General features: G+C 73.0%; 17 protein-coding genes and 1 pseudogene. 5 read left to right on the top strand and 13 right to left on the bottom strand.

Annotated features, from left to right (window positions below):
* Positions 1–67: 67 nt before the first annotated feature.
* The 6 genes from K336_RS0101715 to K336_RS0101690 form a co-directional block, all read right to left on the bottom strand.
* Complete coding sequence (locus K336_RS0101715) at positions 68–1069, bottom strand: phosphotransferase (RefSeq protein WP_028706127.1); 1002 nt, start codon at positions 1067–1069, stop codon at positions 68–70.
* Positions 1066–2211, bottom strand: a complete 1146-nt coding sequence (locus K336_RS13660; RefSeq protein WP_051245312.1) for an aminoglycoside phosphotransferase family protein — start codon at positions 2209–2211, stop codon at positions 1066–1068. The genes K336_RS0101715 and K336_RS13660 overlap by 4 nt, the downstream gene beginning before the upstream one ends.
* Entirely contained in the window at positions 2208–4013 is a 1806-nt protein-coding gene (locus K336_RS0101705) for an ABC transporter ATP-binding protein (RefSeq protein ID WP_028706126.1), read from the bottom strand. The genes K336_RS13660 and K336_RS0101705 overlap by 4 nt, the downstream gene beginning before the upstream one ends.
* Positions 4006–5169, bottom strand: a complete 1164-nt coding sequence (locus K336_RS0101700) for a glycosyltransferase family 4 protein (protein ID WP_028706125.1) — start codon at positions 5167–5169, stop codon at positions 4006–4008. The genes K336_RS0101705 and K336_RS0101700 overlap by 8 nt, the downstream gene beginning before the upstream one ends.
* Positions 5169–7598: a glycosyltransferase gene (locus tag K336_RS19200; RefSeq protein ID WP_211223408.1), complete on the bottom strand. Its 2430-nt coding sequence runs from the start codon at positions 7596–7598 to the stop codon at positions 5169–5171. The genes K336_RS0101700 and K336_RS19200 overlap by 1 nt, the downstream gene beginning before the upstream one ends.
* A gap of 459 nt (positions 7599–8057) precedes the next feature.
* Positions 8058–8402 carry a cupin domain-containing protein gene (locus tag K336_RS0101690; RefSeq protein ID WP_021796490.1) on the bottom strand — a complete coding sequence of 115 codons (345 nt, stop codon included), beginning with the start codon at positions 8400–8402 and terminating at the stop codon, positions 8058–8060.
* 244 nt (positions 8403–8646) lie between these two features.
* Here K336_RS0101690 and K336_RS16700 point away from each other — a divergent pair, with 244 nt between their 5' ends.
* The 3 genes from K336_RS16700 to K336_RS13650 are packed head-to-tail and all read left to right on the top strand — an operon-like array spanning position 8647 to position 12955.
* Positions 8647–9249 (top strand): TetR/AcrR family transcriptional regulator, encoded by a 603-nt coding sequence (locus K336_RS16700; RefSeq protein ID WP_211223407.1) that lies wholly within the window; start codon positions 8647–8649, stop codon positions 9247–9249.
* A complete protein-coding gene (locus tag K336_RS0101680; protein ID WP_028706123.1) occupies positions 9243–10979 on the top strand; it encodes an ABC transporter ATP-binding protein in 1737 nt (578 codons plus the stop codon). Before K336_RS16700 ends, K336_RS0101680 begins: the two co-directional genes overlap by 7 nt.
* Positions 10976–12955 (top strand): ABC transporter ATP-binding protein, encoded by a 1980-nt coding sequence (locus tag K336_RS13650; protein WP_043150042.1) that lies wholly within the window; start codon positions 10976–10978, stop codon positions 12953–12955. The genes K336_RS0101680 and K336_RS13650 overlap by 4 nt, the downstream gene beginning before the upstream one ends.
* A gap of 114 nt (positions 12956–13069) precedes the next feature.
* Here K336_RS13650 and K336_RS0101670 read toward each other — a convergent pair whose 3' ends face one another.
* The 3 genes from K336_RS0101670 to K336_RS0101660 form a co-directional block, all read right to left on the bottom strand.
* Positions 13070–13897 (bottom strand): NAD(P)H-binding protein, encoded by an 828-nt coding sequence (locus tag K336_RS0101670; RefSeq protein WP_028706122.1) that lies wholly within the window; start codon positions 13895–13897, stop codon positions 13070–13072.
* A 526-nt stretch (positions 13898–14423) separates the two neighbouring features.
* Complete coding sequence (locus K336_RS0101665) at positions 14424–15704, bottom strand: alpha-amylase family protein (protein ID WP_051245310.1); 1281 nt, start codon at positions 15702–15704, stop codon at positions 14424–14426.
* Complete coding sequence (locus K336_RS0101660) at positions 15694–16134, bottom strand: MarR family winged helix-turn-helix transcriptional regulator (protein ID WP_051245309.1); 441 nt, start codon at positions 16132–16134, stop codon at positions 15694–15696. The genes K336_RS0101665 and K336_RS0101660 overlap by 11 nt, the downstream gene beginning before the upstream one ends.
* A gap of 61 nt (positions 16135–16195) precedes the next feature.
* Between K336_RS0101660 and K336_RS0101655 the strand changes: the two genes are divergently transcribed.
* Complete coding sequence (locus K336_RS0101655; RefSeq protein ID WP_028706119.1) at positions 16196–17629, top strand: FUSC family protein; 1434 nt, start codon at positions 16196–16198, stop codon at positions 17627–17629.
* Here the strand turns inward: K336_RS0101655 and K336_RS13645 are convergent.
* The gene (locus tag K336_RS13645) at positions 17607–19928 is read right to left on the bottom strand and encodes a glycoside hydrolase family 31 protein (RefSeq protein ID WP_043150040.1); all 2322 of its coding nucleotides are present in this window, start codon (positions 19926–19928) and stop codon (positions 17607–17609) included. The genes K336_RS0101655 and K336_RS13645 overlap by 23 nt on opposite strands.
* Positions 19929–20136: 208 nt before the next feature.
* Between K336_RS13645 and K336_RS18920 the strand changes: the two genes are divergently transcribed.
* Positions 20137–20826, top strand: a complete 690-nt coding sequence (locus K336_RS18920) for a PIN domain-containing protein (protein ID WP_043150038.1) — start codon at positions 20137–20139, stop codon at positions 20824–20826.
* Between the two features lie 216 nt (positions 20827–21042).
* Here K336_RS18920 and K336_RS20035 read toward each other — a convergent pair.
* The 3 genes and pseudogenes from K336_RS20035 to K336_RS0101630 all read right to left on the bottom strand — a co-directional run.
* Positions 21043–21819, bottom strand: a pseudogene (locus K336_RS20035) (AzlC family ABC transporter permease); the annotation flags it as partial.
* A gap of 142 nt (positions 21820–21961) precedes the next feature.
* Positions 21962–22957, bottom strand: coding sequence for a nucleoside hydrolase (locus tag K336_RS13635; protein ID WP_051245308.1), 996 nt, complete (start codon positions 22955–22957; stop codon positions 21962–21964).
* A gap of 241 nt (positions 22958–23198) precedes the next feature.
* Positions 23199–24569, bottom strand: coding sequence for a nucleoside transporter C-terminal domain-containing protein (locus tag K336_RS0101630; RefSeq protein ID WP_028706117.1), 1371 nt, complete (start codon positions 24567–24569; stop codon positions 23199–23201).
* Positions 24570–24737 lie beyond the last annotated feature (168 nt).

The raw sequence follows: 24737 nt of genomic DNA, 5'->3' as shown, positions 1-24737 counted from the left end.
CGCCCCGGCGGTGCCGACCGGGGCGCGGTGCCCGTCGCGGGCCCGCGGCGGTGCCGCGGCGGTCGACTCAGGGCGGCTCGGCCGACGCCAGGCAGGCCTCGACCCACTCCGGGAGCCACCAGTCGGCCGCCGGCCGGAACGCGTGGACGAGGGCCAGCCGCAGGCGGGCGGCCCGCCGGTAGCAGTCGACGCGCGCCGGGCGCGCGCCCGTCCGAGCGGCGAGCTCCGCCAGGTGGCCGCGGACCCGCCGGTGCGCCGGGGCGCCGAGGGCGCCCGTCAGCCTGCCCAGTTCGGCGTGCGCGAGCAGGTTCCCCACGTCGAGGGCGGCCTCGCCGCGGGCGACGGTGTCCAGGTCGAGGACGCCGAGCTCCCGCCCGTCCCAGAGCAGCTGCCCGTCGTGCAGGTCCCGGTGCAGCAGCGCCGGCGGATCGGCGGATGCGACGAGCTCGGCGCACACCCGCTCCACGGCCCGGCGCAGCGCGTCGAGGCGCCCCAGCGCCCCGTGCTCCCCCGCCGCGGCGAGCCAGCGGGCGAGCACCGCGACCTCGTCGGCCCCGGTGTGCCCGGAATCGGCCAGATCGGGGCGCGCGGCGATCCGCGGCCAGGCCTCGGCGAGCCGCGCCCAGCCGTCGAGACCGTCGTCGCCGAGCTCGTGAAGGCTTCGTCCGGCCAGCAGGGAGAGCTCGACGCGGGCGTCGGTCGCGGCGAGCACCCGGGCGACCCGCAGCCCGGTGCCCTCGCACGGCCCGCCGAGGCGCCGCGAGGCCGCGACGAGCGGCCGGGCGCGTCCGGGCCGCAGCAGCTTGACCGCACGGTCGGCGCGCAGCACGACGGCCCGCCGGTGGAGGCGGTGCACGACGAGCGCCCCGTCCGGAGGCGGCACCAGCTCGGGCAGGCGGGGGTCGGCGGCGTAGTCGGCGAGCTCGACGCGCCCGTCGGCCCCCACACGGCCGGCGCGCAGCAGCCCGTCGTCGCCGCGCCGTTCGAGGACGACGGCGCCGCGGCGCCCCGGCCATGCCCGGACGACCCCCACGAGGCCGCGCAGGGCCGCCAGCGCCTCGCTCGTCATCGCAGCACCTCCTCGAGCCGGTCGAGCCGCTCGCCGACGAGGGCGGGCCAGTCGGGACGGGCCCGCCGCAGGGGCTCGGCGACGCGCAGCAGCATGGCCCGGGCCCGCGCCGCGCGCAGCTGGGGCTCCGGCGGGACCGTGCCGCCCGCCTCCCGGTAGCCGGCCAGGAAGGCCCGGCCCTCGGCGCCGCCGGACGTCGTGAGGTAGGAGCCCAGGTCGACGGCGGCGGGCGCCAGGTGGGCGCGGTCGAAGTCGGTGAGCCAGGCCCCGCCGTCCCGGTCGGTGAGCACCTGGTCGGGGGACGCGTCGCCGTGCACGAGCACCGTCGGGCCGGTCAACGGCGCCGGGGCGCGCGCGGCGAGCCGGCGCACCCGATCGGCCAGCCCGGGGTCGAGCGCGTCGAGGACGCCGGCGTGGGCCGCCGCCTGGCGCTGCGGGTCGACGGCCCTGCGGGCCAGCGCCTCGCGCAGCCCGTCCGGCAGCCGGCCCGTCGAACGGTGGAGCGCCGCGAAGAGGGCGCCGGCCCGACGGGCCGCCACCGAGTCGGGCCGGACGCCCAGGTCGGCGTCCCCGGTGCGGCGGAGCACGGCCATGCTCGGGTCGGCGCCGTCGTCGAGCCGTCGGGGGACGGCCAGCCGGTCCGACACGAAGGCGTGGAGGCCGGCCCCCAGCGGGTCCGGGGCGGCCGTCACCCGCACCACCCGGTCGCCGTCGCGGGCGACGAGGCGCCGGAACGGGTTGTAGCGCAGCGCCGCGTCCTCGGGGCGCCCGGCGAGCAACCCGCCCCGGCCGGCCCGCGCCAGGGGGCGGCGGAGCCGGGGGTCGGCGCGGATCTCGCCGTGCTGGAGCACCAGCCCCGCCAGCCCCCCGTCCAGGGGACGGCGGGCGGTGACCAGTCCGAGCCCGGCGGCCCTGCGCTCGGCCTTGACGGCCTTGGACAGCCCGTCCGGCCACAGCACCCTGGCCCAGCCGTCGGCCAGGCCGGTCCCGGGGTCCGTCAGGGCCAGGACGACGGACGAGCCCGGCTTGACCCGGATGCGCGCGGCGCGCACCTCGCGGCCGACGAGCTCGCTGAGGCGGGCGGCGTCGAGGACCTCGGCCACGACCCGTCCGGTCGACGAGGGCCGCCGGCCGGCGGTCATGGCGGCCCCCCGACCCTCGTCCCGTCGCGGGCGTGCCCGCCGGCGGCGACCCAGTCGCGGAACGCCCGGCTCGACGCCATGAGCTCCTGCGGGGGCCCGTCGAGGACGATGCGCCCGTCCTCGATCCACACGACGCGGGTGGCGCGCAGGGCGACCTCGGCGTCGTGGGTGACGGCCAGGATGGTGCGGCCCGCCACGAGACGCTCGATGGCGTCGAGGACGAGGGCCGCCGAGGCGGGGTCGAGCCCCGTCGTGGCCTCGTCGAGGATCACGACGGGGGCGTCGCGCAGCAGGGCCCGGGCGATGGCCACACGCTGCCGCTGGCCGCCGGACAGGGTGCCGCCCCGCTCGCCGACCACCGTGTCATAGCCCTCGGGCAGCTCCATGACGAAGTCGTGGACGCGGGCGGCCCGGGCGGCCGCCTCGACCTCGGCGTCGTCGGCGCCCCGGCGCCCCAGCCGGATGTTCTCCCGCACCGTGCCGGTGAACAGCACGGCCTCCTGGTGCAGCAGCGAGACGTTCGCGCGCAGCTCGTCCAGGTCGAGCTCGCACAGCGGGTGCCCGTCGAGGCTGACCCGACCGGCGGTGGGGTCCTGGGCGCGCACGAGCAGGGACACAAGGGTCGACTTGCCGGCGCCCGAGGGGCCGATGAGGGCGACGATCTCGCCGGGCGCGGCGGCCAGGCTCAGCCCGTGGAGCACCTCGGCGCCCTCGTAGCCGGCGTGCACGTCGTCGAGACGCACGAGGCCGTGGGCCCGACCGATCCGCACCGGGTGGGCGGGGGTGACGATCTCGGGACGCACCGCCATGAGGTCGGCGACCCGCTCGCCGGAGGCGGTGGCCTGGGCGATCCTGCCCGTGTACTTGGCCATGTCGCGCAGCGGTTTCATCGTCGTGCGCAGATAACTCGTGAAGAGCACGAGGTCGCCCAGGCTCATGGCGCCGGCGAGGGCGCGCAGCCCGCCGCCGACGAGGACGACGGCGGTGGCGACACCGATGATCCCGTCCGTGGTGCGCTCGAGGCGGGCGGACAGCCGCCGGGAGGCCACGCCCGAGCGCAGGGACGTCCGGTTGGCCGAGCCGAAGCGCTCCGCGATGAGCTCCTCCAGCCCGTAGGCCTGCACCACCTGGATGGCCGAGAGGGACTCCTGAGCGGTGTTCGCCAGGTGCCCCTCACCCGTGCGGGTCCTGCGGGCGGCCACCGCGATCCTGCGCGAGTTGCCGGCGGAGACGAGGACGAACAGGCCGATCGCGCCGAGCACCACGAGCGACAGGAGCGGGTCGAGCACGGCCATGACGACGACCATGACGACGAGGGTCACGACGTTGGCCACGAGGGGCAGGCCGGCGGTGATCACGACGTCCTGCATGCGCGCCACGTCGCTCACGATGCGCTGGACGGTGTCGGCGCTGCGGTTGCGGGCGTGGAACTGGAGGGAGAGTCCCTGGACGTGCCGGAAGATGCGGGCGCGCAGCGAGCTGGCCACCCGCGAACCGGCCAGGGCGAAGGCGACCGTGGCCAGGTAGTTCGTGAGGGCCCGCAGTGCGGTGAGCGCCACCTGCGCGGCGCCCAGCCACAGCAGCAGCCCGAGCGTGGCGGGCCGGTGCGAGACGTCGGCGCCCAGCGACGCCGAGACTGAGTCGACGACGTGCTTCATGGGCCAGGGCTCGAGGACGCGGAAGCCGACCTCGGCGAGCAGGGCGATGACCCCGCCCGTCAGGAGCCCCTTGTGGGCTCCGGCGTCCGGGGCGAGCAGCCGCAGGGTGCGGGTCAGCGCCCGTCTCCTGATCCGTTCAGCCATGGCCCGCCTCCGCCACGCCGGCGAGCCGCATGATCCGTCCGACGACGTCGGCCCAGGAGTGCCGTGCGACGGCACGGGCCCGACCGGCCCGGCCGAGTGCGGCGCGGCGGGCCGGGTCGGCGGCGAGGGCGTCGATCGCCGCGGCGAGGGCGGCCGGGTCGGACGGCGGCACGAGGACGCCCAGCCCCTCGAGGACCTCGGGCAACTGGCCCGTCCGCGAGGCGACGACGGGCAGGCCGGCGGCCAGGTACTCGTAGACCTTGAGCGGGGAGAAGTACTGGTCGTCCTCGTCGTCGGTCCTCGGGTAGGGGGCCGCCCCGATGGCCGCGCCGGCCAGGTGGGCGGGCACGTCCTCGGGGGCGACCGGGCCTCGGAAGTCGACCCGCAGGACGAGCCGGCCGGCCAGTTCCTCCAGCCCGGCGCGGCGGGGGCCGTCGCCGATGATCCGCAGCCGCCAGGGCTCGCGGGCCAGGGACGCGGCCCGGAGCAGGTCCTCCACCCCGTGCCAGGGCTTGAGGGTGCCGACGAAGACGACGACGGGAACGCCGGGCCCGGGCGGGGCGGGCACGATGCGGCGCACGTCGACGCCGTTCGGCACGGTGCTGACGCGGGCGGCGCCGGTGCGGGCGAGGACCCACCGGCGCACCGGCTCCGAGACGCACACCGTCGCGGCGGCCGCACCCGTCTGGGCGCGCAGCGCGGCGAGGGCGCCGGCCTCGTCGACGAGCAGCCGGTGGGCGCGCTGCTCGTCGACGAGGGGGGCGTTGACCTCGAGGACGCCGGGCGTGGCGGCCGCCTCGTGGAGCCGGGCCAGCACCGTCGAGAACAGCGAGTAGCGCTCGTAGACCAGGTCGACGCCGTCGGCGAGCAACCGGCGGACGACCTCGTCCGAGGCCCGGCGCTGGGCGCGTTCGCGCCTCTCGGCGTCCTCGGCCCCCGACGCCGGCCCCGCCTCCTCCGGAGCGGTCATCGGCAGTTCCACGACGGGCAGCCCGGCGAGGTCGGCAGGCGGCCGGTCGCCGCGGCGCGTGGTCCACACCGTCACCTCGTGGCCGCGGGCCAGCAGCTCGCGCACCACCTCCTGGACGTGCACCGAGGCGCCCTTGGTGCCGAACACGGGAATGCCCGGGTCGATGCTCACATAGGCGATGCGCATCAGCGGTCGCCCCCCGTCGCGCCGGACTCCCAGGACGACAGGACCGCGGCCTGCCGGCGGCTGTCGAAGTCCTCCTCGATGAGCGCCCTCGCCCTGCGGGCCATGCCGGTCAGGTCGAGGCCGCCGGCGGCCGCGCGCGCGAGGGCGCGGGCGAGCGCGCCGACGTCCCCGGGCTCGAGCAGGATCCCGGTGTCGCCGTCCCTGATGACCTCGGGCAGACCCGAGACGGCGGTCGCGATGACGGGCGTGCCGCAGGCCATGGCCTCGAGCACCACCGTGGGGAGGCCGTCGATGTTGCCGTCGAGGGCCTGCACGCACGGGGCGACGAAGAGGTGCGCATCGGCGAGCAGCCGCCTCACCTCCTCCTGGGTGAGGGGCCCGAGGAGGCGCACGGACCCGGTGAGGCCGCGCCGCTCGATCCGCTCGGCGAGCTCGGCGGCCAGTTCGCCCTCGCCCGCGATGGACGCGTCGACGGCGACGCCTGCGGCGCGGGCCTCGGCCAGCGCGTCGATGAGGTCGGCGAAGCCCTTCTTGGGCACGAGGCGCCCCAGGGCGACCACCCGCAGCGGTGAGCCGACGGCCGGCGGGTCGCCGTAGGGGAAACGCGACAGCTCGAGGGCGTTGTACTGCAGGCGCACCCGGGCCCCGGTCCCGGCCAGGACCCTGCTCAGATGGGCCTCGTTGAACGCGCTGATGGCCACGACGCGGTCGGCCCCGCCGCAGATGCGGCGCAGCCAGGACGCGTCGACGGACTCGTGGAAGATGTCCTTGGCGTGGGTGGTGATCGTGTAGGGCACGCCCGTCAGGCGCGAGGCCAGCCAGGCCATGCGGCCGGCCAGGGAGGCGAAGTGGGCGTGCAGGTGGGTGATGCCGTCGTCGAGGACGGCCTGCGCGAGCGCCACGCCCTGGGCGACCTCGTCGCCCGGCAGCTCGGCGATCTCGGGCAGCAGACGGGCGAGGGGCCCGCTCAGCGCCGGGTCCCGGGCGGCCCCGGCGATCCGCCCCCACAGGTCGGCGGCCCCGCCGGGGCGGGGGACCCAGCTGACCCGGGCCCTGACCCGAGCGATCTCGGGGTGGAACCGCGAGTCGGTCGTCGGGCGCAGGGCGTAGACGTGCAGCTCGTCGCCGAGCTCCTCGCGGGCGAGCATCTCGGTGACGACGAAGGTCTCGGAGAAGCGCGGATAGACCTTGAGGACGTACCCGATCCTGGCCCGCGCCGCGCCGCCACCCGTCGATGCCGCGGCGGCCGGGGTCGACGCCGGCTCCGGGCGCCCGCCCAGGAGCCCGACGGCCCGCCGGCCCGCCTCGGCCAGCCCGTCGAGGACGAGGCCGGAACGGTCCACGCGCCGCCCCACCGCGGCGGCCGCCCAGCCGCCCAGGGCCTGCGGGTCCGCCCGGCCGACGGGCAGGACGTCGAGGGCCCCGGCGGCGGCCAGCGCCCGTGCCCGGATGAGCTGCTCGACCCGGGGCTCCTCGCGCGGCACGACGAGCGCGGGCGTGCCCGTCGCGAGGATCTCGCACGCCGTGTTGTAGCCGCCCATGGCGATGACGGCGGCGGCCTCGCCGATCCGCTCCCCCAGCCCCCGCCACGACCGGAGGACCCGCGTGCGCGGCCCGGCGAGGGCCTCGACGGCGGCGAGGCGGGCGTCGTCGAGCTGCGGCCCTGCGACGACGACGTGCTCATGGCCGTCGGGCACCGTCATCCGCGCGGCGGCCCGCAGCAGTGCGAAGCCGTCGGACCCGCCCCCGGCGGTGGTGAGCACGAAGGGGCGTCCGACCGGCTCGGCGCCGCGGTCGAGGCCGCGTCGGCCGTGGGCCAGGTAGCCGGTGAACCGGACCCGCCCGGCCAGGGCGTCGGGCACCTCGCCGTCGGCGACCGGGTCGTGGACGGCGGGATCGCCGTAGACCCACACCTCGTCGAGAAGGGCGTTCAACTCCGTCGGGTCGCCGAGGGCGCGCCACTCGGCGGCGGCGACGGCGGGATCGTCGAGCACCTCGCGCAGCCCGAGCACGACCCGCACGCCGGGGCGCTCGGCGCGCAGCCGGTGCAGCGGACGGCACAGCTCCTGCTGCACCCCGTAGACGTGACGGTCGATGATCACCAGGTCGGGGGCGTGGGCGAGCAGGGCCGCCTCGACGAGGGCCGAGCGGAGTCCGACGAGCCGGCCCGTGGAACAGGCGAGCCGGCGGGCCTCGTAGCCGGCGGGGCCCTTGGCGACGCCGGGGATGGTCAACCAGTCGAAGCCGGCGGGCAGGACGCAGTCGTCCCCCATGGACAGCCCGGTGACGAGGAGCCCCGAGAGGGGACGGCCGGTGGCCCCCGGGACGGCCCGGGAGAGGGCGTGGGCGAGCGCCAGGTTGCGGCGCACGTGGCCCAGCCCCTGGGAGTCGTGGCTGCAGAGGAGCACTCGGATGGTCGTGTCGTCCACGGGGATGTTCCGATCGGTTCCAGGCACCGGAGGCCCCGACGGTGATGCGTTCCGGGGCTCGGCGCGCATGGTGCGGCGCCGGAGTGCGGTGTGCGTTTTCAGGAGTGGGCGGGGCCTGCGCCCTCGGCGCGGCCCGGTACGGGACAGCCGGTTCCCGACCGTCGGCGTCCACCTGAGCGGGCGGGCTGCTGTCGTGCACGGTCTCGACTTCTGCCGTCGGCCCCCGATCGGTGCCGACGCCCGCCCTCGGTGGCGGGGTGACCGACTATAGCAAGGGTCCTCGGGGGGTCAACCGGCATCGGCCCGGGGCCTCGAGCAGGAAGTGCGGGCCACCGGTGCTCGCCCACACCGATGACCCGCACTCCTCGAGCGATTCGCTGAGGCTAGCCTAATCCATTCCCTCCGGGAAGGGAAGGCCCGCCAACGCTCCCCGTCACGAGCATCCTCGTCAGACCCGACTCACCCCTGGGGATCGACGAGAACGAGGGCCATGCGGCAGTCGGTCTCGGCCCTGACCGAGTGCGGAGTGTCGGGGGCCATGTAGAGGCAGTCGCCGGCGCGAAGCAGGTTGTCCTCGCCGTTGAGGCGGAAGACCAGCTCCCCCTCGAGGACCTGGACGACGGCGGCGCGCGACGAGGTGTGCTCGCTGAGCGTCTGGCCGGCGCCGAAGGTGAACTGGGTCACCTGGAGGAGGTCGTTGTCCACGAGAATGCGCGAGACGATGCTCTCGGCCACGAGGGGCAACTCGGCGACGATGCCGGTCCTCACGACATTCTCGGTACGGGTGGTCTGTCCGTCGCCCATGGGGCTCTCCTTCTGCTGCTCCCCGCCCCGGCGCCTCCCGCCGGCGGGCGCCCGGGGCGCTGCCTCACATGCCGAGGCAACCCTAACCAGATGTTTTCCAAAACGGAAGCCTTGGTAAACGGGCCATCGCCCGTCCCCCGATTCCACCGTGCGCGAACGGACCCGGCCCCGGCGGGCGGGACCGGCGACGGACCCGGACGCCCCCACTTGAATGAGTGAGCACTCACTCATACTCTCGCTGTCCGTGAGCAGAGCAGCACCCATGCCCCCCGAGGAGCGGCGCCGGGCGATCATCGCCGCGGCGCGCCCGCTCCTCGTCGCCAACGGGGGCGGATTCACGACGAAGCAGGTGGCCGAGGCGGCCGGGATCGCCGAGGGCACGATCTTCCGCGTCTTCCCCACGAAGCAGGCCCTCTTCGACGCCGTCATCGCCGATGTGCTCGACCCGACCCGTACGACGAGGGCACTGCGGGCGCTGCCCGAGCACGGCAGCCTCGTCGAGCGCATCACGGCCATCCTGGCCCTGCTCTACTCCGACATGGACACCGTCGAGGAGGTCTTCATGGCCGTCCACGCCATGCCCTCCGACGACTTGACTCCCCACAAGCCCCCGATGAAGAACTGTGACGGCCGCCCCACGCGCTCGGACGACCTGCGAGCGGCCATGGCCGTGGCGCTGGCCCCCTGGGCCGACGAGCTGTCCGTCCCGCTGGAGCAGGCCGCGGCCTGGCTCCGCTCGGTGGCCATGGCGACCTCGCACCCCTTCCTCAAGCAGGGCGCCGACTTCCCCCCGGAGCTCGCCGCGCGCCTGCTCGTCCACGGTCTCGAGAAGGATCACGCATGCTGACGAAGCTCATCGGGCGTTTCGGCGGCCGGTACAGGGGCTGGTTCGCCCTCATCGTGCTGCTCCAGGCGGCCGCCTCCGTGGCCTCGCTCATGCTGCCCAACCTCAACGCCCGCATCATCGACACCGGCGTCGCGTACGGCGACACCGCCTACATCTGGCGCACCGGCGGCCGGATGCTCGCCGTCGGCGGCGCCCAGGTCGTCGCCCAGTGCCTGGCGGCGGTCCTCGGCGCCCGACTGGCGATGGGCATCGGACGCGACATCCGCACAGGCCTGTTCCACACGGTGCTGAACTACTCCAGCCAGGAGGTCGACCACTTCGGCGCCCCCTCGCTCATCACCCGCACGACCAACGACGTGCAGCAGGTCCAGCAGCTCATCCTCATGACCTGCATCATGATCCTCGGCGCCCCGTTCACCATGGTCGGCGCCGTCATCATGGCCCTGCGCGAGGACATGGGCCTGTCGTGGATCGTCGCCGTGGCGGTCGCGGTCCTCATCGTCCTCGTCGGGGCCATCATCCGCCAGATGACCCCGGCCTTCCGGAAGAACCAGAGGAGCATCGACCGCATCAACCAGGTCGTGCGCGAGCAGCTGAGCGGCATCCGGGTCATCCGCGCCTTCGTCCGCGAGCGCCGCGAGCGCAAGCGCTTCGACACGGCCAACCGGTCGCTCATGCTCCTGGGCTTCCGGATCGGCGCCCTCTTCTCGCTGCTCATCCCGATCGTCATGCTCATCATGAACGCCTCCACCGTGGGCGTGTGGTGGTTCGGCGGGCTGCGCGTCGACAGCGGCGACATCCAGGTGGGCCAGATCACCGCCTTCATGACCTACATGTTCCAGATGCTCATGAGCGTCATGATGGCCGCGATCATGATGATCCAGCTGCCCCGCGCGCAGGTCTGCGCCGGGCGCATCATGGCGGTCCTGCGCACCCGCTCGACCGTCGTCCCCGCCGATCGGCCCGTGCGGAAGCTGGCCGAGACCGGCTCGATGGAGATGACCGACGTCGAGTTCAGCTACCCGGGCGCCGAGGAGCCCGTGCTCCACGACATCAACATCTCGCTGCGCCCCGGCACGACGACGGCCGTCATCGGGTCGACCGGCTCGGGCAAGACGACGCTGGCCAACCTCGTGCCGCGCCTGTACGACGTGACGGGCGGCTCGATCAAGCTCGACGGCGTCGACATCCGGCGCCTCGACATGGACCTCCTGTGGAGCCGCATCGGCCTCGTGCCGCAGCGGCCCTATCTGTTCAGCGGCACGGTGGCCTCGAACCTGCGCTACGGCAGCCCGGAGGCCACCGACGACCAGATGTGGGCCGCACTGGCCACCGCGCAGGCCGCCGACTTCGTCGAGCAGATGGACGGAGGCCTGGAGGCCCCCATCGCGCAGGGCGGCTCGAACGTCTCCGGCGGTCAGCGCCAGCGCCTGTCGATCGCCCGGGCCCTCGTCAAGAGGCCCGAGATCTACGTCTTCGACGACGCCTTCAGCGCCCTCGACGTCGCCACCGACGCCCGCCTGCGCGCCGCGCTCGCGGCCGAGACGCGGGACGCAGCGGTGCTCATCGTCGCCCAGCGCGTCTCGACGATCCGCGACGCCGACCAGATCATCGTGCTCGACTCCGGACGCATCGTCGGACGCGGCACCCACGCCGAGCTGCTCACCGAGTGCACGACCTACCAGGAGATCGTGCACTCGCAGATGAGCGCCGAGGAGGCCGCCGCATGAGCCGCACCGCGAGAAGACGCGGCGGGACGAGGGCCAACGAGCGCCCCGACTACGCCAAGAACGTCCAGCAGGGCGGGGGCCCCGGCACGGGCCGGGTGCACGAGAAGGCCGTCAACTTCGGGCCGTCACTGCACCGGCTCGTCGGCGAGCTGTCGCCGCACCGCTGGAAGGTCCTGCTCGTCATCGTCATGGGCTTCATCGGGGTGGCCTTCAACGTCTACTCCCCCCGACTGCTGGGCCGGGCCACGAACGTCGTCTACGAGGGCTTCATCGGCAGGATGCTGCCCGCCGGCATGACGAAGGAGCAGGCCATCGCCGCCCTCGAGGCGGCCGGCAGGACCGACCAGGCCCAGATGATCTCCGGCCTGGACGTCGTGCCCGGCCAGGGCATCGACGTCACCCGGCTGGGCCGCATCCTGCTGGTCTGCATGGCGCTCTACGTGCTCGCCGCGACGCTGCAGTTCCTGCAGGGCTACATCCTCAACCGCGTCGTCCAGCGCTCGGTGTACTCGATGCGCGACCAGGTCAGCGACAAGCTCGACCGCCTGCCGCTGAGCTACTTCGACGCCCAACCCCGCGGCGAGCTGCTGAGCCGCATCACGAACGACATCGACAACATCCAGCAGACGCTCCAGCAGACGCTCTCGCAGATCCTCAACGCGGTGCTCCAGCTGGTCGGCGTGTTCGTCATGATGCTCACCGTGAGCCCCCGGCTCACGCTCATCGCCCTGTGCGCGATCCCCGTCTCGCTCGTCGTCTCGGTGCTCATCGGCCGAGCCTCGCAGAGGCGCTTCGTGGGCATGTGGACCGCGACCGGCATCCTCAACGGCCAGATCGAGGAGGCCTTCACCGGCCACTCGCTCGTCAAGGTCTTCGGACGGCGCCGCGAGGTCGAGGCCGTGTTCGCCAGGACGAACGAGGATCTCTACCGGCAGAGCTTCGGCGCCCAGGCGATCAGCGCGGTCCTCATGCCGGTCAACTTCTTCGTCGGGAACCTGACCTACGTGGCCGTGGCCGTCGTCGGCGGCCTGCGCGTGGCGAGCGGCCAGATGGCCCTCGGCGACGTGACCTCGTTCATCCAGTACTCGCGGATGTTCACCCAGCCGATCACGCAGGTCGCCTCGATGGCCAACCTGCTCCAGTCGGGCGTGGCGAGCGCCGAGCGCGTCTTCGAGGTCCTCGACGCCGCCGAGCAGGCCCCCGACGCGGGCGGCTCGCTCGAGCTGCCGGTCGCCGGGCACGTCGAGTTCGACCACGTGCGCTTCTCGTACAGCCCCGACAAGCCGCTCATCGACGACCTGTCGCTCGACGCCAGGCCGGGCCAGCAGATCGCCATCGTCGGCCCGACCGGAGCCGGCAAGACCACGATGGTCAACCTGCTGGAGCGCTTCTACGACGTCGACGGCGGCTCCATCCGCATCGACGGCGTCGACGTCAACGCCGTGCCGCGCGCCCAGCTGCGCGACCAGCTCGGCATGGTCCTCCAGGACACCTGGCTGTTCGGCGGCTCGATCCGCGACAACATCGCCTACGGCAAGCCGGGCGCCACGGACGATGAGGTCGTCGCCGCCGCCAAGGAGGCCTACGTCGACCGCTTCGTCCACACCCTGCCGGCCGGCTACGACACGGTCATCAACGACGAGGGGACGAACGTCTCCGCGGGCGAGAAGCAGCTGCTGACCATCGCCCGCGCGTTCATCTCCGATCCGTCGATCCTCATCCTCGACGAGGCCACCAGCTCCGTCGACACCCGTACCGAGGCCCTCATCCAGAAGGCGATGGGGCGCCTGCGCGAGGGACGGACGAGCTTCGTCATCGCGCACCGGCTCTCGACGATCCGCGACGCCGACATCATCCTCGTGATGGAGCACGGCGACATCGTCGAGCAGGGGAGCCACGACGAGCTCATCGCGGCCAGGGGCGCCTACTGGCGCCTCTACCAGGCCCAGTTCGCCGGGGACCGGGGGGCCGCCTAGGCAAGGAGGCGGTCCCCCGGAACCACCCGGGGCAGCGGGCGGCTCTCGCAACAAGAAGGGCCCGGTACCGAGCACCCTCCGGTACCGGGCCCTTCCCGCGTCCTCCGCGGACGGTCAGCGGGTCAGCAACCGCTCCAGCGACAGCGGCTCGCGTCCGGTCAGGGCCCGCACGTCGTCGGTGACGGCGGCGACCTCGCCCGCGGCGATGGCCGTGTAGGTGCTGACCCAGGCGTCGAGCTGCCAGTCGGGGACGCCGTAGCGGGCGCGCGAGGCGCGGGCCTGCTCGACGGTCTCGTTCCGGTAGCGCGTCGGCACGCCGGTCAGGCGGGTGACGGTCTCGGCGACCCGGGCGAGGCCGATCGCCTCCGGGCCGGTGAGTTCGTAGGTGGCGCCGGCGTGCGGGGCCGGGTCCGCGAGGACGGCCGCCGCGCTGGCGGCGACGTCGGACTGGGCGACCGCCGAGACGACGCCGTCCCCGGCGGGGCCGGCGATGACCCCGTCGACGGCCATCTTCGGCAGGAAGTCGAGGTAGAAGGAGTCGCGCAGGACGGTGAGGGCCATGCCGGAGGCGCGGAGGGCCTGCTCGGTGGCCCAGTGGGTGCGCGAGAGGGTGAACACGGCGTCGGGCGCGGCGCCGAGGAACGAGGTGTAGACGATGTGCGGCACGCCGGCAGCGGCGGCGGAGGCGACGAACGCGCGGTGCTGGTCGAGTCGGTCGGCGCTCTCGGCGGCCGAGACCATGAGGAGCACGTCGAGCCCGGCCAGGGCCTCGCGGTTGGCCGGGTCCGCGTAGCCAGTGGTGGTGCGCACCCGCCAGGGGCCGCGCGGGGCGCGGGCGGCGTCCCGGACGATGAGGACGAGCTCGTCGGGCCCGTCCTCGAGCAGTCGCGCGACCATGCCGCCGATGCGGCCGGTGGCCCCCGTGATCCCGATGCGCGCCATGGCGCTCCCCTCCCGTCGTCGGACGACCGGACGGCGGCGACCCCGACGGGCCCGGGCCGCCGACCGCCCGCATGATCCCACATGCGAGCGGGCCCCACAAGCAGTTCCGGGCCCGCGGCCGGCCGATTCCCCTCAGGGCGGACCGGGCCCCGCGCGCCGGAGCGGACCGCCCGACCCGTCGGGGCTCCTCCCCGGCTCCGACTCCCCGGCTCCGACGACCCGGGGCGCATCCCCATCGGTGGACACGCCCGCTCCGCCGGGGCTCCTCCCCCGCGGAGGCCCCCACTCGGGCCCCGGGCCAGCGCGCGCGGCGTGCCGTTGTTGTCCGGGGAGGCTTGTTCACAGCACGCCAGAATAAATACCTGACAAGGGGAGACGCTCCCGCGGTCGACGGTCGACTCCTGCGACTAGGCCTCGGGGTTCATTGATCGGCCGCGGGTGCGGACCCCGGGTGCGCGCGGCGTGCCGGCGGCCTCCGGCCCCGCCCCGTCGAGGGGTCCCCCGCGCGGCTTGGAGCCGGTCGGACTCACCGGAACGTCGTGCGGTCCACGCGGAGGAGCACCGCTCCGTCTCCGCTCACCGTGGCGGCGGGTTCGGGGTCCAGGACCAGATCGACGCACAGCCGTTGGCCGTCGGGCCCGCGGGACTCGTAGGAGTACGAGCGGTTCGCCAGGTGCGTGCTCCCGGTCACGGCATGCACGAGCCAGGGGTTCTGGCGGCGCAGCCCTATCAGCCGCTGGTAGAGCCGGAGCATCCAGTCCCCCGTGGAGGGGAGCCGGGCGGGGCCGTCCGGGAACGCCGGACGGATCTCGTCGTCGCCGCCGGGCCCGTCGGTCTTCACGCCGCGCCAGGCGTACTCGTCGCCGTAGTAGACGGACGGGATGCCTCCCACGGTGAACAGGATGACGACGGCCAGGGCCGCCAGCTGGTCACCGATCCTGGTGGCGATCCTCGTGACATCGTGGTTGCCCACGAAGGTCATGGGGACGAACTCGTCCATGAGCCGATCGTGTCTCGTGAGACACCAGTCGAGTTCGAAGAAATTCCCGTCGAGCAGCGAGCTCCAGATGGCCTTCCACAGCTCGTACTGGGTCAGCGAGTCCATTTCGGAGCGGCGGATGATCTCCCTGTGGTCGCCGTGGATCACCTCGCCGACGAACCAGCTCGCGGGGAACTCGGCGCGGACCCGGGGCAGCACCCGGGCCCAGAACTCCGGGGGCACTCTGTAGGCGGCGTCAAGCCGCCAAGCCGACGCACCACGACGCAGCCAGTGGCGCATGACATCCGAGACGAGGTCGACGACGGCCTCGCTCTCATGATTCAACGCGGCAAGGCCGCGGTGACCCTCGAAGTCGGCGTATGTCAGTTCGCCGCCCGAACGATCGATCCGGAACATCGCCTCCTCGGGCCCTCCGGCCAGTGCCTTGCGGAAGAGCGGGTGGGCGGTCCCGACATGGTTGAAGACGCCGTCGAGCATGACGACGATTCCGCGCCGACGGCACTCTGCGATGAGCCGGTCGAAGGCCGCGTCGTCACCGAGCCGCTCGTCGATGGCGAAGAAGTCGGTCGTGTCGTAGCCGTGGGACTCCGAGCGGAAGACGGGCCCCAGGGCGAGGCCGTTGGCGCCGAGCGCGATGAGATGGTCGAGCCAGGGGGTGATCCTGTCGAGCCGGGGCACGGGGACTCTTTCCGCGCCCGTCGGACGGATCGGGGCGCCGGTGAGGCCCAGCGGGTAGACGTGCCACCAGATGCAGTAATCGATCCAGGCCGGCCCGGCGCTCCTCCTCTCACCGCGGTCACCTCTCATGCGGGGCCCCCAGTCGCCGGAGAATCCTCGCGGCCTCGCGGAGGGTGGCGAGCTCCCCCCTGTCGAGACCGGAGAGGGCACCGCGGAGCCACTGGTCGCGCAGCCGCATGTCCGCCTCGAACGCGTCACGACCCGCAGCCGTGACGCGCAGCACGCTGCACCGCCCGTCCCGCGGGTCGGGCGACCGCTCGACGAGGGAGGCGGCCTCCAGCTCGGCGAGCGGCCTGGTCAACGACTGCGCGTGCTGCCGCTCCTCCGCGCTGATCCGCGACGGCGTGCTCTCGCCCTCGCGGACCAGATGGCTCAGGATCGCGACCTTGTTGTTGCTCAGCGCCGACTGCCCCCGTCCCACGCGCAGCCGGCGCGCGAGGCGCAGCACGGCGGCGCGCAGTGGCGGGGCGACCGTCCCCGGTGTCAGGTCCTCGGACATGAGAACTAAGCTATCACTTAGCATATTGTCAAGCAATCACTTGCTTTCTGGGAGGGGACGGATGGGGCGGGAGCCGGCGATCCGGTCGACGGCATCGGTGGGCGAGGCGCTGCTGAGCGGTGCGGAGACGATGGTGGTGGTGCTGCCGACCTTCTGGTCGATGCTCCAGCTGGGGACGTGGTGGGACCCTCCCGTCGACGCGATCGTCTTCGCCGTGATGCTGGGAATCGCCCTGCCCCGCGCCCTGCGGGCAGTCGACCGGTCCGAGCTTCCCGCCGTGCTCGGGCTGTTCGCGGCGTCGAGCGGCGCGGCGGTCGGATGCGGAATGCTCCTGGCCCCCGACACGCGCCGGCGGGTGTGGGGCTGCGCCGCCTTCTCGGCCGGCGTCGCCCTGCTGGTGTGGCAGCGGCGCTTCTCCCCGTCCCTGCGGCGGCCGGGAGTGATCGCCTCGACGCCGTTCATCGCCGTCCTCGCTGCCCCGAGGAGCATCGACCCGACATGGACGCTCCTGGGATGGATGCTCCTCGCAGCGGGGGCGGCCATGACGTGGGCGCTGACCGTGCGGGCGCTCAGCGGTCTGGCGGGGCCGCCGTCCCGTCCCGAGCCCCCGCGCCGGCGCAGGGGCGGCCCGCGGTCGAGCACGCGGATGGCGGTCCAGCTGGGCTGCGCGACCGCCGCCTCCTTCGCTGCCGCGCAGCTCATGGACCCCGATCACCTGGTGTGGCCGGTCCTCACCGTGCTCATCGTCCACAGCGCGAACCAGGGGCGCGGCGACGTGCTCTGGAAGGGGGCCCAGCGCATCATCGGCGCGCTCGCCGGGACCGCGATCGCCACCGTCCTGTCCACGTGGTCGGGCACCGGCGAGGCCAGCACCCTCGTCGCCCTCTTCGCGATCCTCGCGGTGGCGGCAGCGGCGCGCCCCTGCGGCTACGCCTTCTGGGCTGCGGGGATCACCGCCGCCCTCACCTTCCTCTACGGGTACTTCGGCGAGTCCGCGAGCGAGATGCTGGGCCACCGGCTTCTCGGCGTCCTCGTCGGCGGGGCGATCGGCATGGCCAGTGCCTGGTTCATCCTGCCCGTGCGCACCGTCGACGTGGCACGGTTGCGCACCGGTGCCCTGCTGGCGCTCTGCCGCGACGCCCTCTCCGCGGCCGGCCGCGGCGAGCCGGTCGCCGCCTTCGAGCAGCCTCTGGCAGCGGCCGATGAGCGTCTGCGCAGGCTCAGCGGCACGATGAGGGCCGCGGGGCTCCTGGGCTCGGGGACCGCCCGCGAGCTGCGGAGCGTCATGGCCGATGCGCATGCCCTGGCCAGTCGGCTCCTGGGGTTGTCCGCCACCGACAGACCGGTGGGGCACGAGGAGCTTGGCCTGCTGGCCCGTTGGCTCGCCGCCGCCCACGAGGCGCTCGCGAGCAGCGGCGGGCGCTCAGGGCCCCGTCGGGGCACGCCGGCCGCACCCGACGGCCCCGGCGCCCTCAGCCGGCGTCGGCGACGATGATCTCGCGGACGGCCTCGACGAGGTCCTCGGGCAGGGGCGCCGCACCCCCGTGGACGATCCCCCGCACCCGGGCCTCGCGCAGCGCGACGAGCTGGTCGAGCGGGGAGCCCTCGGCGACGAGACGGCTGATGAAGCCCTTCGCCGTGTGCGCGCACTGGGCCGCGGCGAGCAGCTCGTGGACGCGCCCGGCGACGTCGTTGGCGCCCAGCACGGCGCCGGGCACGTGCGCGGTGAGGCCCTCGGCCGCCGCGGCGTCGCCGAGGTCGGCCCGCAGGCCCTCGCCGCGGGCGGACCCGCCGACGCCGACGAAGCGCACCCGCCAGTGCCGTCCGGCCGGGATCGCGCCCGTCGCGCCGACGGCCGGGTGCACGGTGAGCGTGCGGGCGCCGTCGTCCCACTCGATGCGGGTGCGGGCGGTGGCGGGTTCGAGGGCCCCGTCGTCCTCGACGAGCTCGTAGGCCCCGTCGGCGCCCGGCACGACGAGCAGCTCGAGCTCGTCGGGGTTCTCGGTGGAGGCGCCGACCGCCAGCGGGACGATCGAGCCGGCGCGGGCGAGCACCGGGATGGCGTCCAGCCCCCGGCGCATCGTGAGGAAGCGGTCGCCCCGGTGGACGATCCCCGTGAGGACGTCGACCCAGGTGCCCGGCGGGAGCCAGACGCGGGCCGCGGCGGTCTGCGAGGCCTCGTCGCGGGGCCGGGTGAGGGGCGCGACGAGCAGGGCGCGGCCGAGCAGGTACTCGTCGAGGGCCTCGTAGGACTCGGGCCGGTCGCCCCACTCGTGGTAGACGGGCCGCACGAGCGGCGCCCCGGCCGCCCATTCCGTGTACAGATAGGGCACGAGCGCGTGGCGCATCCGCAGGAAGCGCGTCATGACCTCGCGGGCCGGGGCGCCGTAGTTCCACGGCTCCTTGCCGGCGAACGGGTCGTCGGTCGAGTGCAGCCGGTTGAACGGCGAGAAGACCCCGAACTGCAGCCAGCGGGTGGCCAGCTCGTCGTCGTGGACGCCGAAGATGTGCCCTCCGATGTCGTGGCTCCACATGCCGTAGCCGATGTTGGCGGCCGTCGCGGTGAACCGCGGCTGGAAGGCCAGCGAGGCCCATGTGGCGACGGTGTCGCCCGAGAAGCCCACCGGGAAGCGGTGCGAGCCGGGCCCGGCGTAGCGCGACAGGATGAGCGGGCGCCTGCCCCGGGCGGCCATGTCGGCGGTGTGCAGCTGGTTGAGCCGCCACAGCGGGTCGACGCCGTCGGGGCCGACCTCGCCCTGCTGCCAGTCGATCCACCAGAAGTCGACGCCCATGTCCTCCAGCGGATGGTGCACCTGCTCGAAGTAGGCCCTCCGGAACGCCGGGTCGGACAGGTCGAACTCGACGGGCAGGCCGCCGGACGGGTCCCGGCCGAGCGCCTCGCACACCGCCGGGTAGCAGTCCTCGTGGGCGCGGATGCCGTCGGCGGGGTGCACGTTGAGGGTGACGCGCAGGCCGCGCCCGTGCAACCCGGCCAGGAAGCCCGCCGGGTCGTCGAAGAGCTCGCGGTTCCACGTGTAGCCGGTCCAGCCGTGCCCGGTGGCGGGATCGACGTCGGTGACGTGCCAGTCCATGTCGATGACCGCCACCGAGAAGGGGATGCCCTCGTCGGCGAAGCGGTCCATGAGGCGCTCGTACTCGCCCTGCGTGTAGGCGTGGTAGCGGCTCCACCAGTTCCCGAAGGCCCAGCGCGGGATGAGCGGCGGGCGCCCGGCGATGCGGTAGAGGTCCTCGACGGCCCCGGCGTGGTCGGCGCCGTGGACGAAGACGTAGAGGTCGACGGCGCCGGGCTCCCTGGGCAGGAGCCGTTCGCCGTCGACGACGCACGAGGCCGAGTCGTCGAGCACCGACAGGCCGTTGCGGGTGGCGAGGCCCTCGCCCATGTCGATGGGCCCGTCGGCCCCGTCGAGGGTGCGGGCGGTGCCGCCGAGGTTCGAGGCCAGGCCGAGGGCGGGGCCGAACAGGTTCGGCAGCGGCAGCCCGTAGCGCCACTCCGACTGGTAGGTGCCGCGGCCCCTGACGCGCAGCGAGCTCGGAGCGGGCTCGGTGCCGTCGTAGTCGAGCTGGAAGGCGGCGGTGATGACCTGCGCCGCGCCGGGCTCCCGGCGCACCTGGGCGCGCACGGGCGCCCAGGGCCGCGCGGTCACCACCTGGGTGGGGCGGTCCTCGAAGACGCCCCGCGGGCTCCACTCGTAGCGCAGCAGGTGCTCGCCGAGGACGCTGATGCGCCAGTGCTCACCTGTCAGCCGCAGCTGCTCGTACTCCGTCAACGGCATGATTCCCCCTTGTCATCCGACCTGCCGCGTTCCCGACCAGCCTAGTGGATGCGGCGTCGTCCGGGCGCGCCCGGACACCTGGGCGCATCCCCGGCCCCGCGGCGGCAGTCTCCGCACGGGATTGACATCACCCTTGGTGAGAGCGCACACTCGATGCATTGTTCCCCACCGCCCAGCAGGGTTGGTGGGGATTTTTCGAGGAGGAGCGATGACGCTCAACGCCGTGGTGGTCATGGACTACCAGAACGTCCACTTGACCGCCCACGACGTGTTCGACAGGCACGGGGGCAAGCACGAAGCCCTCATCCACCCGAGGCGCTTCGCAGAGGTCGCCATCCAGCGCAGGAACAAGACGCAGAGAGACGGACACCCCGCCGCCCTGCTCAAGGAGGTCATCGCGTTCCGCGGACTTCCCCACAGCCACTACGACTGGGAACAGAACCGTCGATGCTCGGCCCAAGCACGGCAGTGGCGGCTCGACGGAGCGACCGTGGTGCTGCGCGATCTCAAGTACTCCTTCAAGTTGACCGCTGAGGGGACCCCGGACATGGACGCATGCGGGCACAAAGTACCCACGGGGCCGGGCCGGGAGAAGGGCATCGATGTCCTCGTCGCACTGACCTGTCTGCACCAAGCGCTGCTCCCCGATGTCGCTCTGGTCATCCTCGCCTCCAGGGACACCGATCTCGTGCCGGTGCTCAACACCCTCATCGACATGAGACGCGAAGACCCCGCCGTGGCCAAGGTCGAGACCGTGAGCTGGTTCAACAGGAACGCCCGCCGAGAGGGCAACCTCCCCGGGGGAAGTCTGAGGCCCGACCGAGGCAGACGCGTCTGGAACACCAACCTCGATCGCCGATGCTTCGAGGCGTCGCTGGACAGGAACGACTACTCCTGAACGACTCGTCGGGGCCGGCCCGCGGGGGCTGTGCCCCGAGCCACTGCTCGGCGCCCGGGCCGGCGACTGGGCCCGGCCCGGGCGGAGCGACGCACCGGCCCGCGCCTCACACCAGGAGCTGAAGGGCCTCGGCCACGCCGATGGCCAGGGCGGCCCCAGGACCACCCGCGACAGGTCGTGGCCGCGCCAGCCGAGCACCAAGGCGACCCCCAGGGCGACGAGCCCGGTGGTCGACGAGGGAGCGTCGGTGAGAACGGCGGGGAAGGCCATCGCCGACAGCACCGCGTAGGGCAGGTGGTGCAGGAAGCTGAGCATCCACTGGTTCGTGATGCGCCGCCGGATCGCCAGCAGCGGGACGGCCCGCATGAGGTGGGTGACGGTGGCCATGATCGCCACGCCGAACCACGGGTTCACGTCCCGGCCCCCCTGCTCGTCGTCGGGCGCGGGCACCGGGACGACGGTGGCGGGCACCGCCGAGACCACCAGGGCGGTGACGGTGATCCGCCACCCCGAGGCCGGGTCGGTCCGCACCGCGAGCAGGGTGCTCAGCCCGGTGCCGCCCGCCACGACGCCCAGCACGGGACGCGCCCGGGCGGCGGCCGGGGTGACGATCGCCACGAACATGACGTACATGAGCAGGCCGAAGGCCGCGGTGAGCCGCTCCGGGAGCGCATTCCCCACCAGGCCGCCGAGCACCGTGCCGCTCGTCCACCCGAGGATCGGCAGCGCGCAACCGCTCGGATGGGAGACGACGGCGAGCCGGGCGCGCGACATCCCCAGCGCGTAGATCTCATCGGTGATCCCCAGGGCCAGCAGCGTGCGTCGCACGGCGCCGACCCCGGGACCCGGACGCTGGCCCAGCGAGATCGACATGAGAACGTACCGCAGGTTCACCAGGAAGACCCCCGGGGCGAGCCGCAGCCACGAGCCGCCGCCGGTGATCACCGCCACCCCGGCCAGTTGGCCGGAGGAGAAGACATTGGTGAACGAGATGAGCCCGGCCGTCGCCGGGGGGAATCCCGCCGCGGGCGCAGTACAGTCCGAAGGCCGTGGCCACGAAGAAGTAACCGACCATGATGGGGATCGAGTCCCCCATTGCGGTGAGGATCTCCTCGCGCCTGGTCACCGCGACACTCTATGCGCGCGGGCAGCCCGGCGTCGAGCCGCCCCACCCCTCGGGACCGACCGACAGGACGGAGCCGACTCGCGTCATGAATTCCCCGAGGAAGCGTTCGACGTCGACCTCCACCGCGACCTCGACCGTCTTCACGGGGTCCGACAGCCCCGCGAGACTGCCGATGGTGCGTCCTCTGGTCGGCCCCTCCAGATCGACCTGCATGGTGATGGGAAGCAGGGTGACCAGGCTCCGATCGGCGGCCACCGCGACGGCGAGCGGGTCGTGCAGACCGCAGCCGGCGATGTCCATGGCCTTCGTCTCGAAATCGATGTAGTAGTCCGTCATGTCCGCGTAGCAGCGACCGGCCTCCGTGCCAAAGTCGCGCCACGTCGATGTCTCGGCCTTGGTCAGGAGGGTCTGGTGGGTGACGTCCAGGCCGACCATGACCACCTCGGCCCCGGACCGGAACAACCGGTCGGTGGCCTCGGGGTCCTGGCTGACGTTCGCCTCCGTCCACTTGTTCACATTGCCCTCGGTGGTCAGCGCGCCGCCCATCATGACGATCGGCCCCATGGCGTCCTTGATCGTCGGGTCCTTCTCGAGAGCGGCGACGATGTTCGTCGCCGCGCCGGTCGGGATGCAGGTGAGGTCCTCGCCGTACCGGTGCGCCGATTCGATGATGAAGTCAGTGGCCGTCTGCTGTTCGACGTTGCGCCCGGCGGTGGGGATCTCGATCTCGCCGATGCCGTTCCCGCCGTGGATGAAGGCCGAGAGCTCGCTCGGGGTGAAGGAATCGGTGGTCAGCGAGTGGCCGACCCCGGCGAACACCGGGACGTCCGTGCGCCCCAGCAGTTCGAGAACGGCCAGTGAGTTGCGCACCGACCGTCCGACCGTGACGTTGCCGTACGTGGCGGTGATGCCGATGAGATCGAGTTCCGGGCTGCCGAGGGCATAGGCGATCGCGAGCGCGTCGTCGATCCCGGTGTCGAGGTCGAGGATGATCTTCTTGGTCATGATGTTCTTCCTCCGTTCGGTAGGTGTGTGTCAGCGGGCTCCGGGGGGCTTGTTCACAACTCGGCAGGTGCCAGGCAGGCCCCTCACCGCAGGACTCGTGGAGGCCTGTTCGCAGGGGCCCCGCCTCGACGCGTCCCCCTTGCCGGGTCTCCATCCTGTCGAGCCGTGAGCAGGCCTCCCGGAGACTCGTTCACAGCATTCGCGGTGAGCGTTCCGGGGTGCGCCGTCATGCCCGTCCTGGTCACCAGACGAAAAGCCCGACCATGCCCGCCGACAGCAGGGAGACGAGGATTCCCGAGAGGAGCATGCGGCCGACGTTCTTCGCGATGAGTTCATTGCGCTCCTTGTCGACGATGCCCTTGAAGGTGCCGATGATCATGCCGAGGGTGCCGAAGTTGGCGAAGGAGGTCAGGAACACCGTGAGGACCGCTTGGTGGTGCGGGGGGAACGTGGTGACGACGTCCGTGACCCGGCCCATGGCGACGAATTCGTTGGTGACGAGCTTGAGACCCATGATCTGCGACATGTCCCATGCGGCCGAGGGGTCGAGCCCGAGCAGGAGTGAGGGGACGTACATGAAGACGCCGAGGATCGATTCGAGCGACAGCGGCGACCAGATGGCGCCGAGGATCTTGTCGATGAGGGCCGCGAGGGCCACGAAGGTGATGACGTTCGCCGTGACGATGAGGACGAGCCTGCCGCCATTGAGGATCGAATCGCCGAGGAAGGAGAAGAAGGGCTCCTTCCTGGGTCTGTTCGGATCGCGTGCGACGATCCTTCCGAACCGGGCGCCGAGCCCCGACCGCGCCGTCGCCGCGGCGGCGGGCCGGGACGCGGCGGGCTGGGGCGCCGGGCCCTGCTCCGAGGCGACCGCGGCCGGCACGGGCCGTTCCCCAGCATCCACCGTCAACCCGTCCTCGTAGGTGTAGATGACGTCCTCCTCCATCGTGACGTCGACGGGGTAGAGCATCGACGTCACGATGAGAGCGTTGAGGCAGTTGAGCGGGACCGCGGTCAGGGTGTACTCCGCCGGCATCATCTGGATGTATGCGGCGAGGATCGATGCCGTCACGCAACTCATCGTCATCATCGCGATCACGACGTTGCGGGCCGGCGACATCTTCTGAAGCTGGAGCTTGGAGACGACGGGGGCCTCCGTGTTGCCGAGGAACATCATCTCGATGGAGTAGAAGGTCTCGAACTTCGGCCGGCGGGTGATGATGCTCAGGCCACGGCCGATCCACTTGATGACCCAGGGCAGGAAACCGATGTACGTGAGGATGTCGAAGATCGGCAGGATCAGCAGGACCGGGAGCAGCGCGGAGACCACGAAGTTCACCGGCTGGGGATTGAGGCCATCGGCGCCGACCCAGTTGGCGAGCGCGAAGTTGATGCCCGTCCAGGCGACGTCGACGAGCTCGTTGAAGGCCGCAGCGGCCCCTTGGACGGCGGCCCGGCCCCACGGGAAGCTGGTGAGGACCCAGGCCAGCGCCAGGTTGAGCACCGTGAGGATGCCGACGGACTTCCAGTCGATCTTCTTGCGGCCGTGCGAGAACACCAGGCCGATTGCGAGGAATGCCATGATGCCCATGGCGTCGAGTGCGAGATACATGTGAGACCCTTCGGGGGTTGTGCTGGTGAGGCTTGTTCACCGGGGCTCATGCAGGCTTCATTCCAGGAAGCCTGTCCATGGGAGCCCCAGCCGCGGTGCTCCCCCTGGCCGAGCACTCATCCCGTCGTGCTGCGGATGAGCCTCCGTGAACCCACTGCCCAGGTGCTC

It is taken from the genome of Propionibacterium acidifaciens DSM 21887, assembly GCF_000426605.1.
Taxonomy (GTDB): domain Bacteria; phylum Actinomycetota; class Actinomycetes; order Propionibacteriales; family Propionibacteriaceae; genus Propionibacterium; species Propionibacterium acidifaciens.
This window is presented reverse-complemented; position numbering and strand designations above follow the sequence as displayed.

Bases quoted from the DNA above. Each gene is read 5' to 3' on its own strand.
- K336_RS0101715 (WP_028706127.1), bottom strand. From the start codon at position 1,069: ATGACGAGCGAGGCGCTGGCGGCCCTGCGCGGCCTCGTGGGGGTCGTC.
- K336_RS13660 (WP_051245312.1), bottom strand. From the start codon at position 2,211: ATGACCGCCGGCCGGCGGCCCTCGTCGACCGGACGGGTCGTGGCCGAG.
- K336_RS0101705 (WP_028706126.1), bottom strand. From the start codon at position 4,013: ATGGCTGAACGGATCAGGAGACGGGCGCTGACCCGCACCCTGCGGCTG.
- K336_RS0101700 (WP_028706125.1), bottom strand. From the start codon at position 5,169: ATGCGCATCGCCTATGTGAGCATCGACCCGGGCATTCCCGTGTTCGGC.
- K336_RS0101690 (WP_021796490.1), bottom strand. From the start codon at position 8,402: ATGGGCGACGGACAGACCACCCGTACCGAGAATGTCGTGAGGACCGGC.
- K336_RS0101680 (WP_028706123.1), top strand. From the start codon at position 9,243: ATGCTGACGAAGCTCATCGGGCGTTTCGGCGGCCGGTACAGGGGCTGG.
- K336_RS13650 (WP_043150042.1), top strand. From the start codon at position 10,976: ATGAGCCGCACCGCGAGAAGACGCGGCGGGACGAGGGCCAACGAGCGC.
- K336_RS0101670 (WP_028706122.1), bottom strand. From the start codon at position 13,897: ATGGCGCGCATCGGGATCACGGGGGCCACCGGCCGCATCGGCGGCATG.
- K336_RS0101665 (WP_051245310.1), bottom strand. From the start codon at position 15,704: ATGAGAGGTGACCGCGGTGAGAGGAGGAGCGCCGGGCCGGCCTGGATC.
- K336_RS0101660 (WP_051245309.1), bottom strand. From the start codon at position 16,134: ATGTCCGAGGACCTGACACCGGGGACGGTCGCCCCGCCACTGCGCGCC.
- K336_RS0101655 (WP_028706119.1), top strand. From the start codon at position 16,196: ATGGGGCGGGAGCCGGCGATCCGGTCGACGGCATCGGTGGGCGAGGCG.
- K336_RS13645 (WP_043150040.1), bottom strand. From the start codon at position 19,928: ATGCCGTTGACGGAGTACGAGCAGCTGCGGCTGACAGGTGAGCACTGG.
- K336_RS18920 (WP_043150038.1), top strand. From the start codon at position 20,137: ATGACGCTCAACGCCGTGGTGGTCATGGACTACCAGAACGTCCACTTG.
- K336_RS13635 (WP_051245308.1), bottom strand. From the start codon at position 22,957: ATGACCAAGAAGATCATCCTCGACCTCGACACCGGGATCGACGACGCG.
- K336_RS0101630 (WP_028706117.1), bottom strand. From the start codon at position 24,569: ATGTATCTCGCACTCGACGCCATGGGCATCATGGCATTCCTCGCAATC.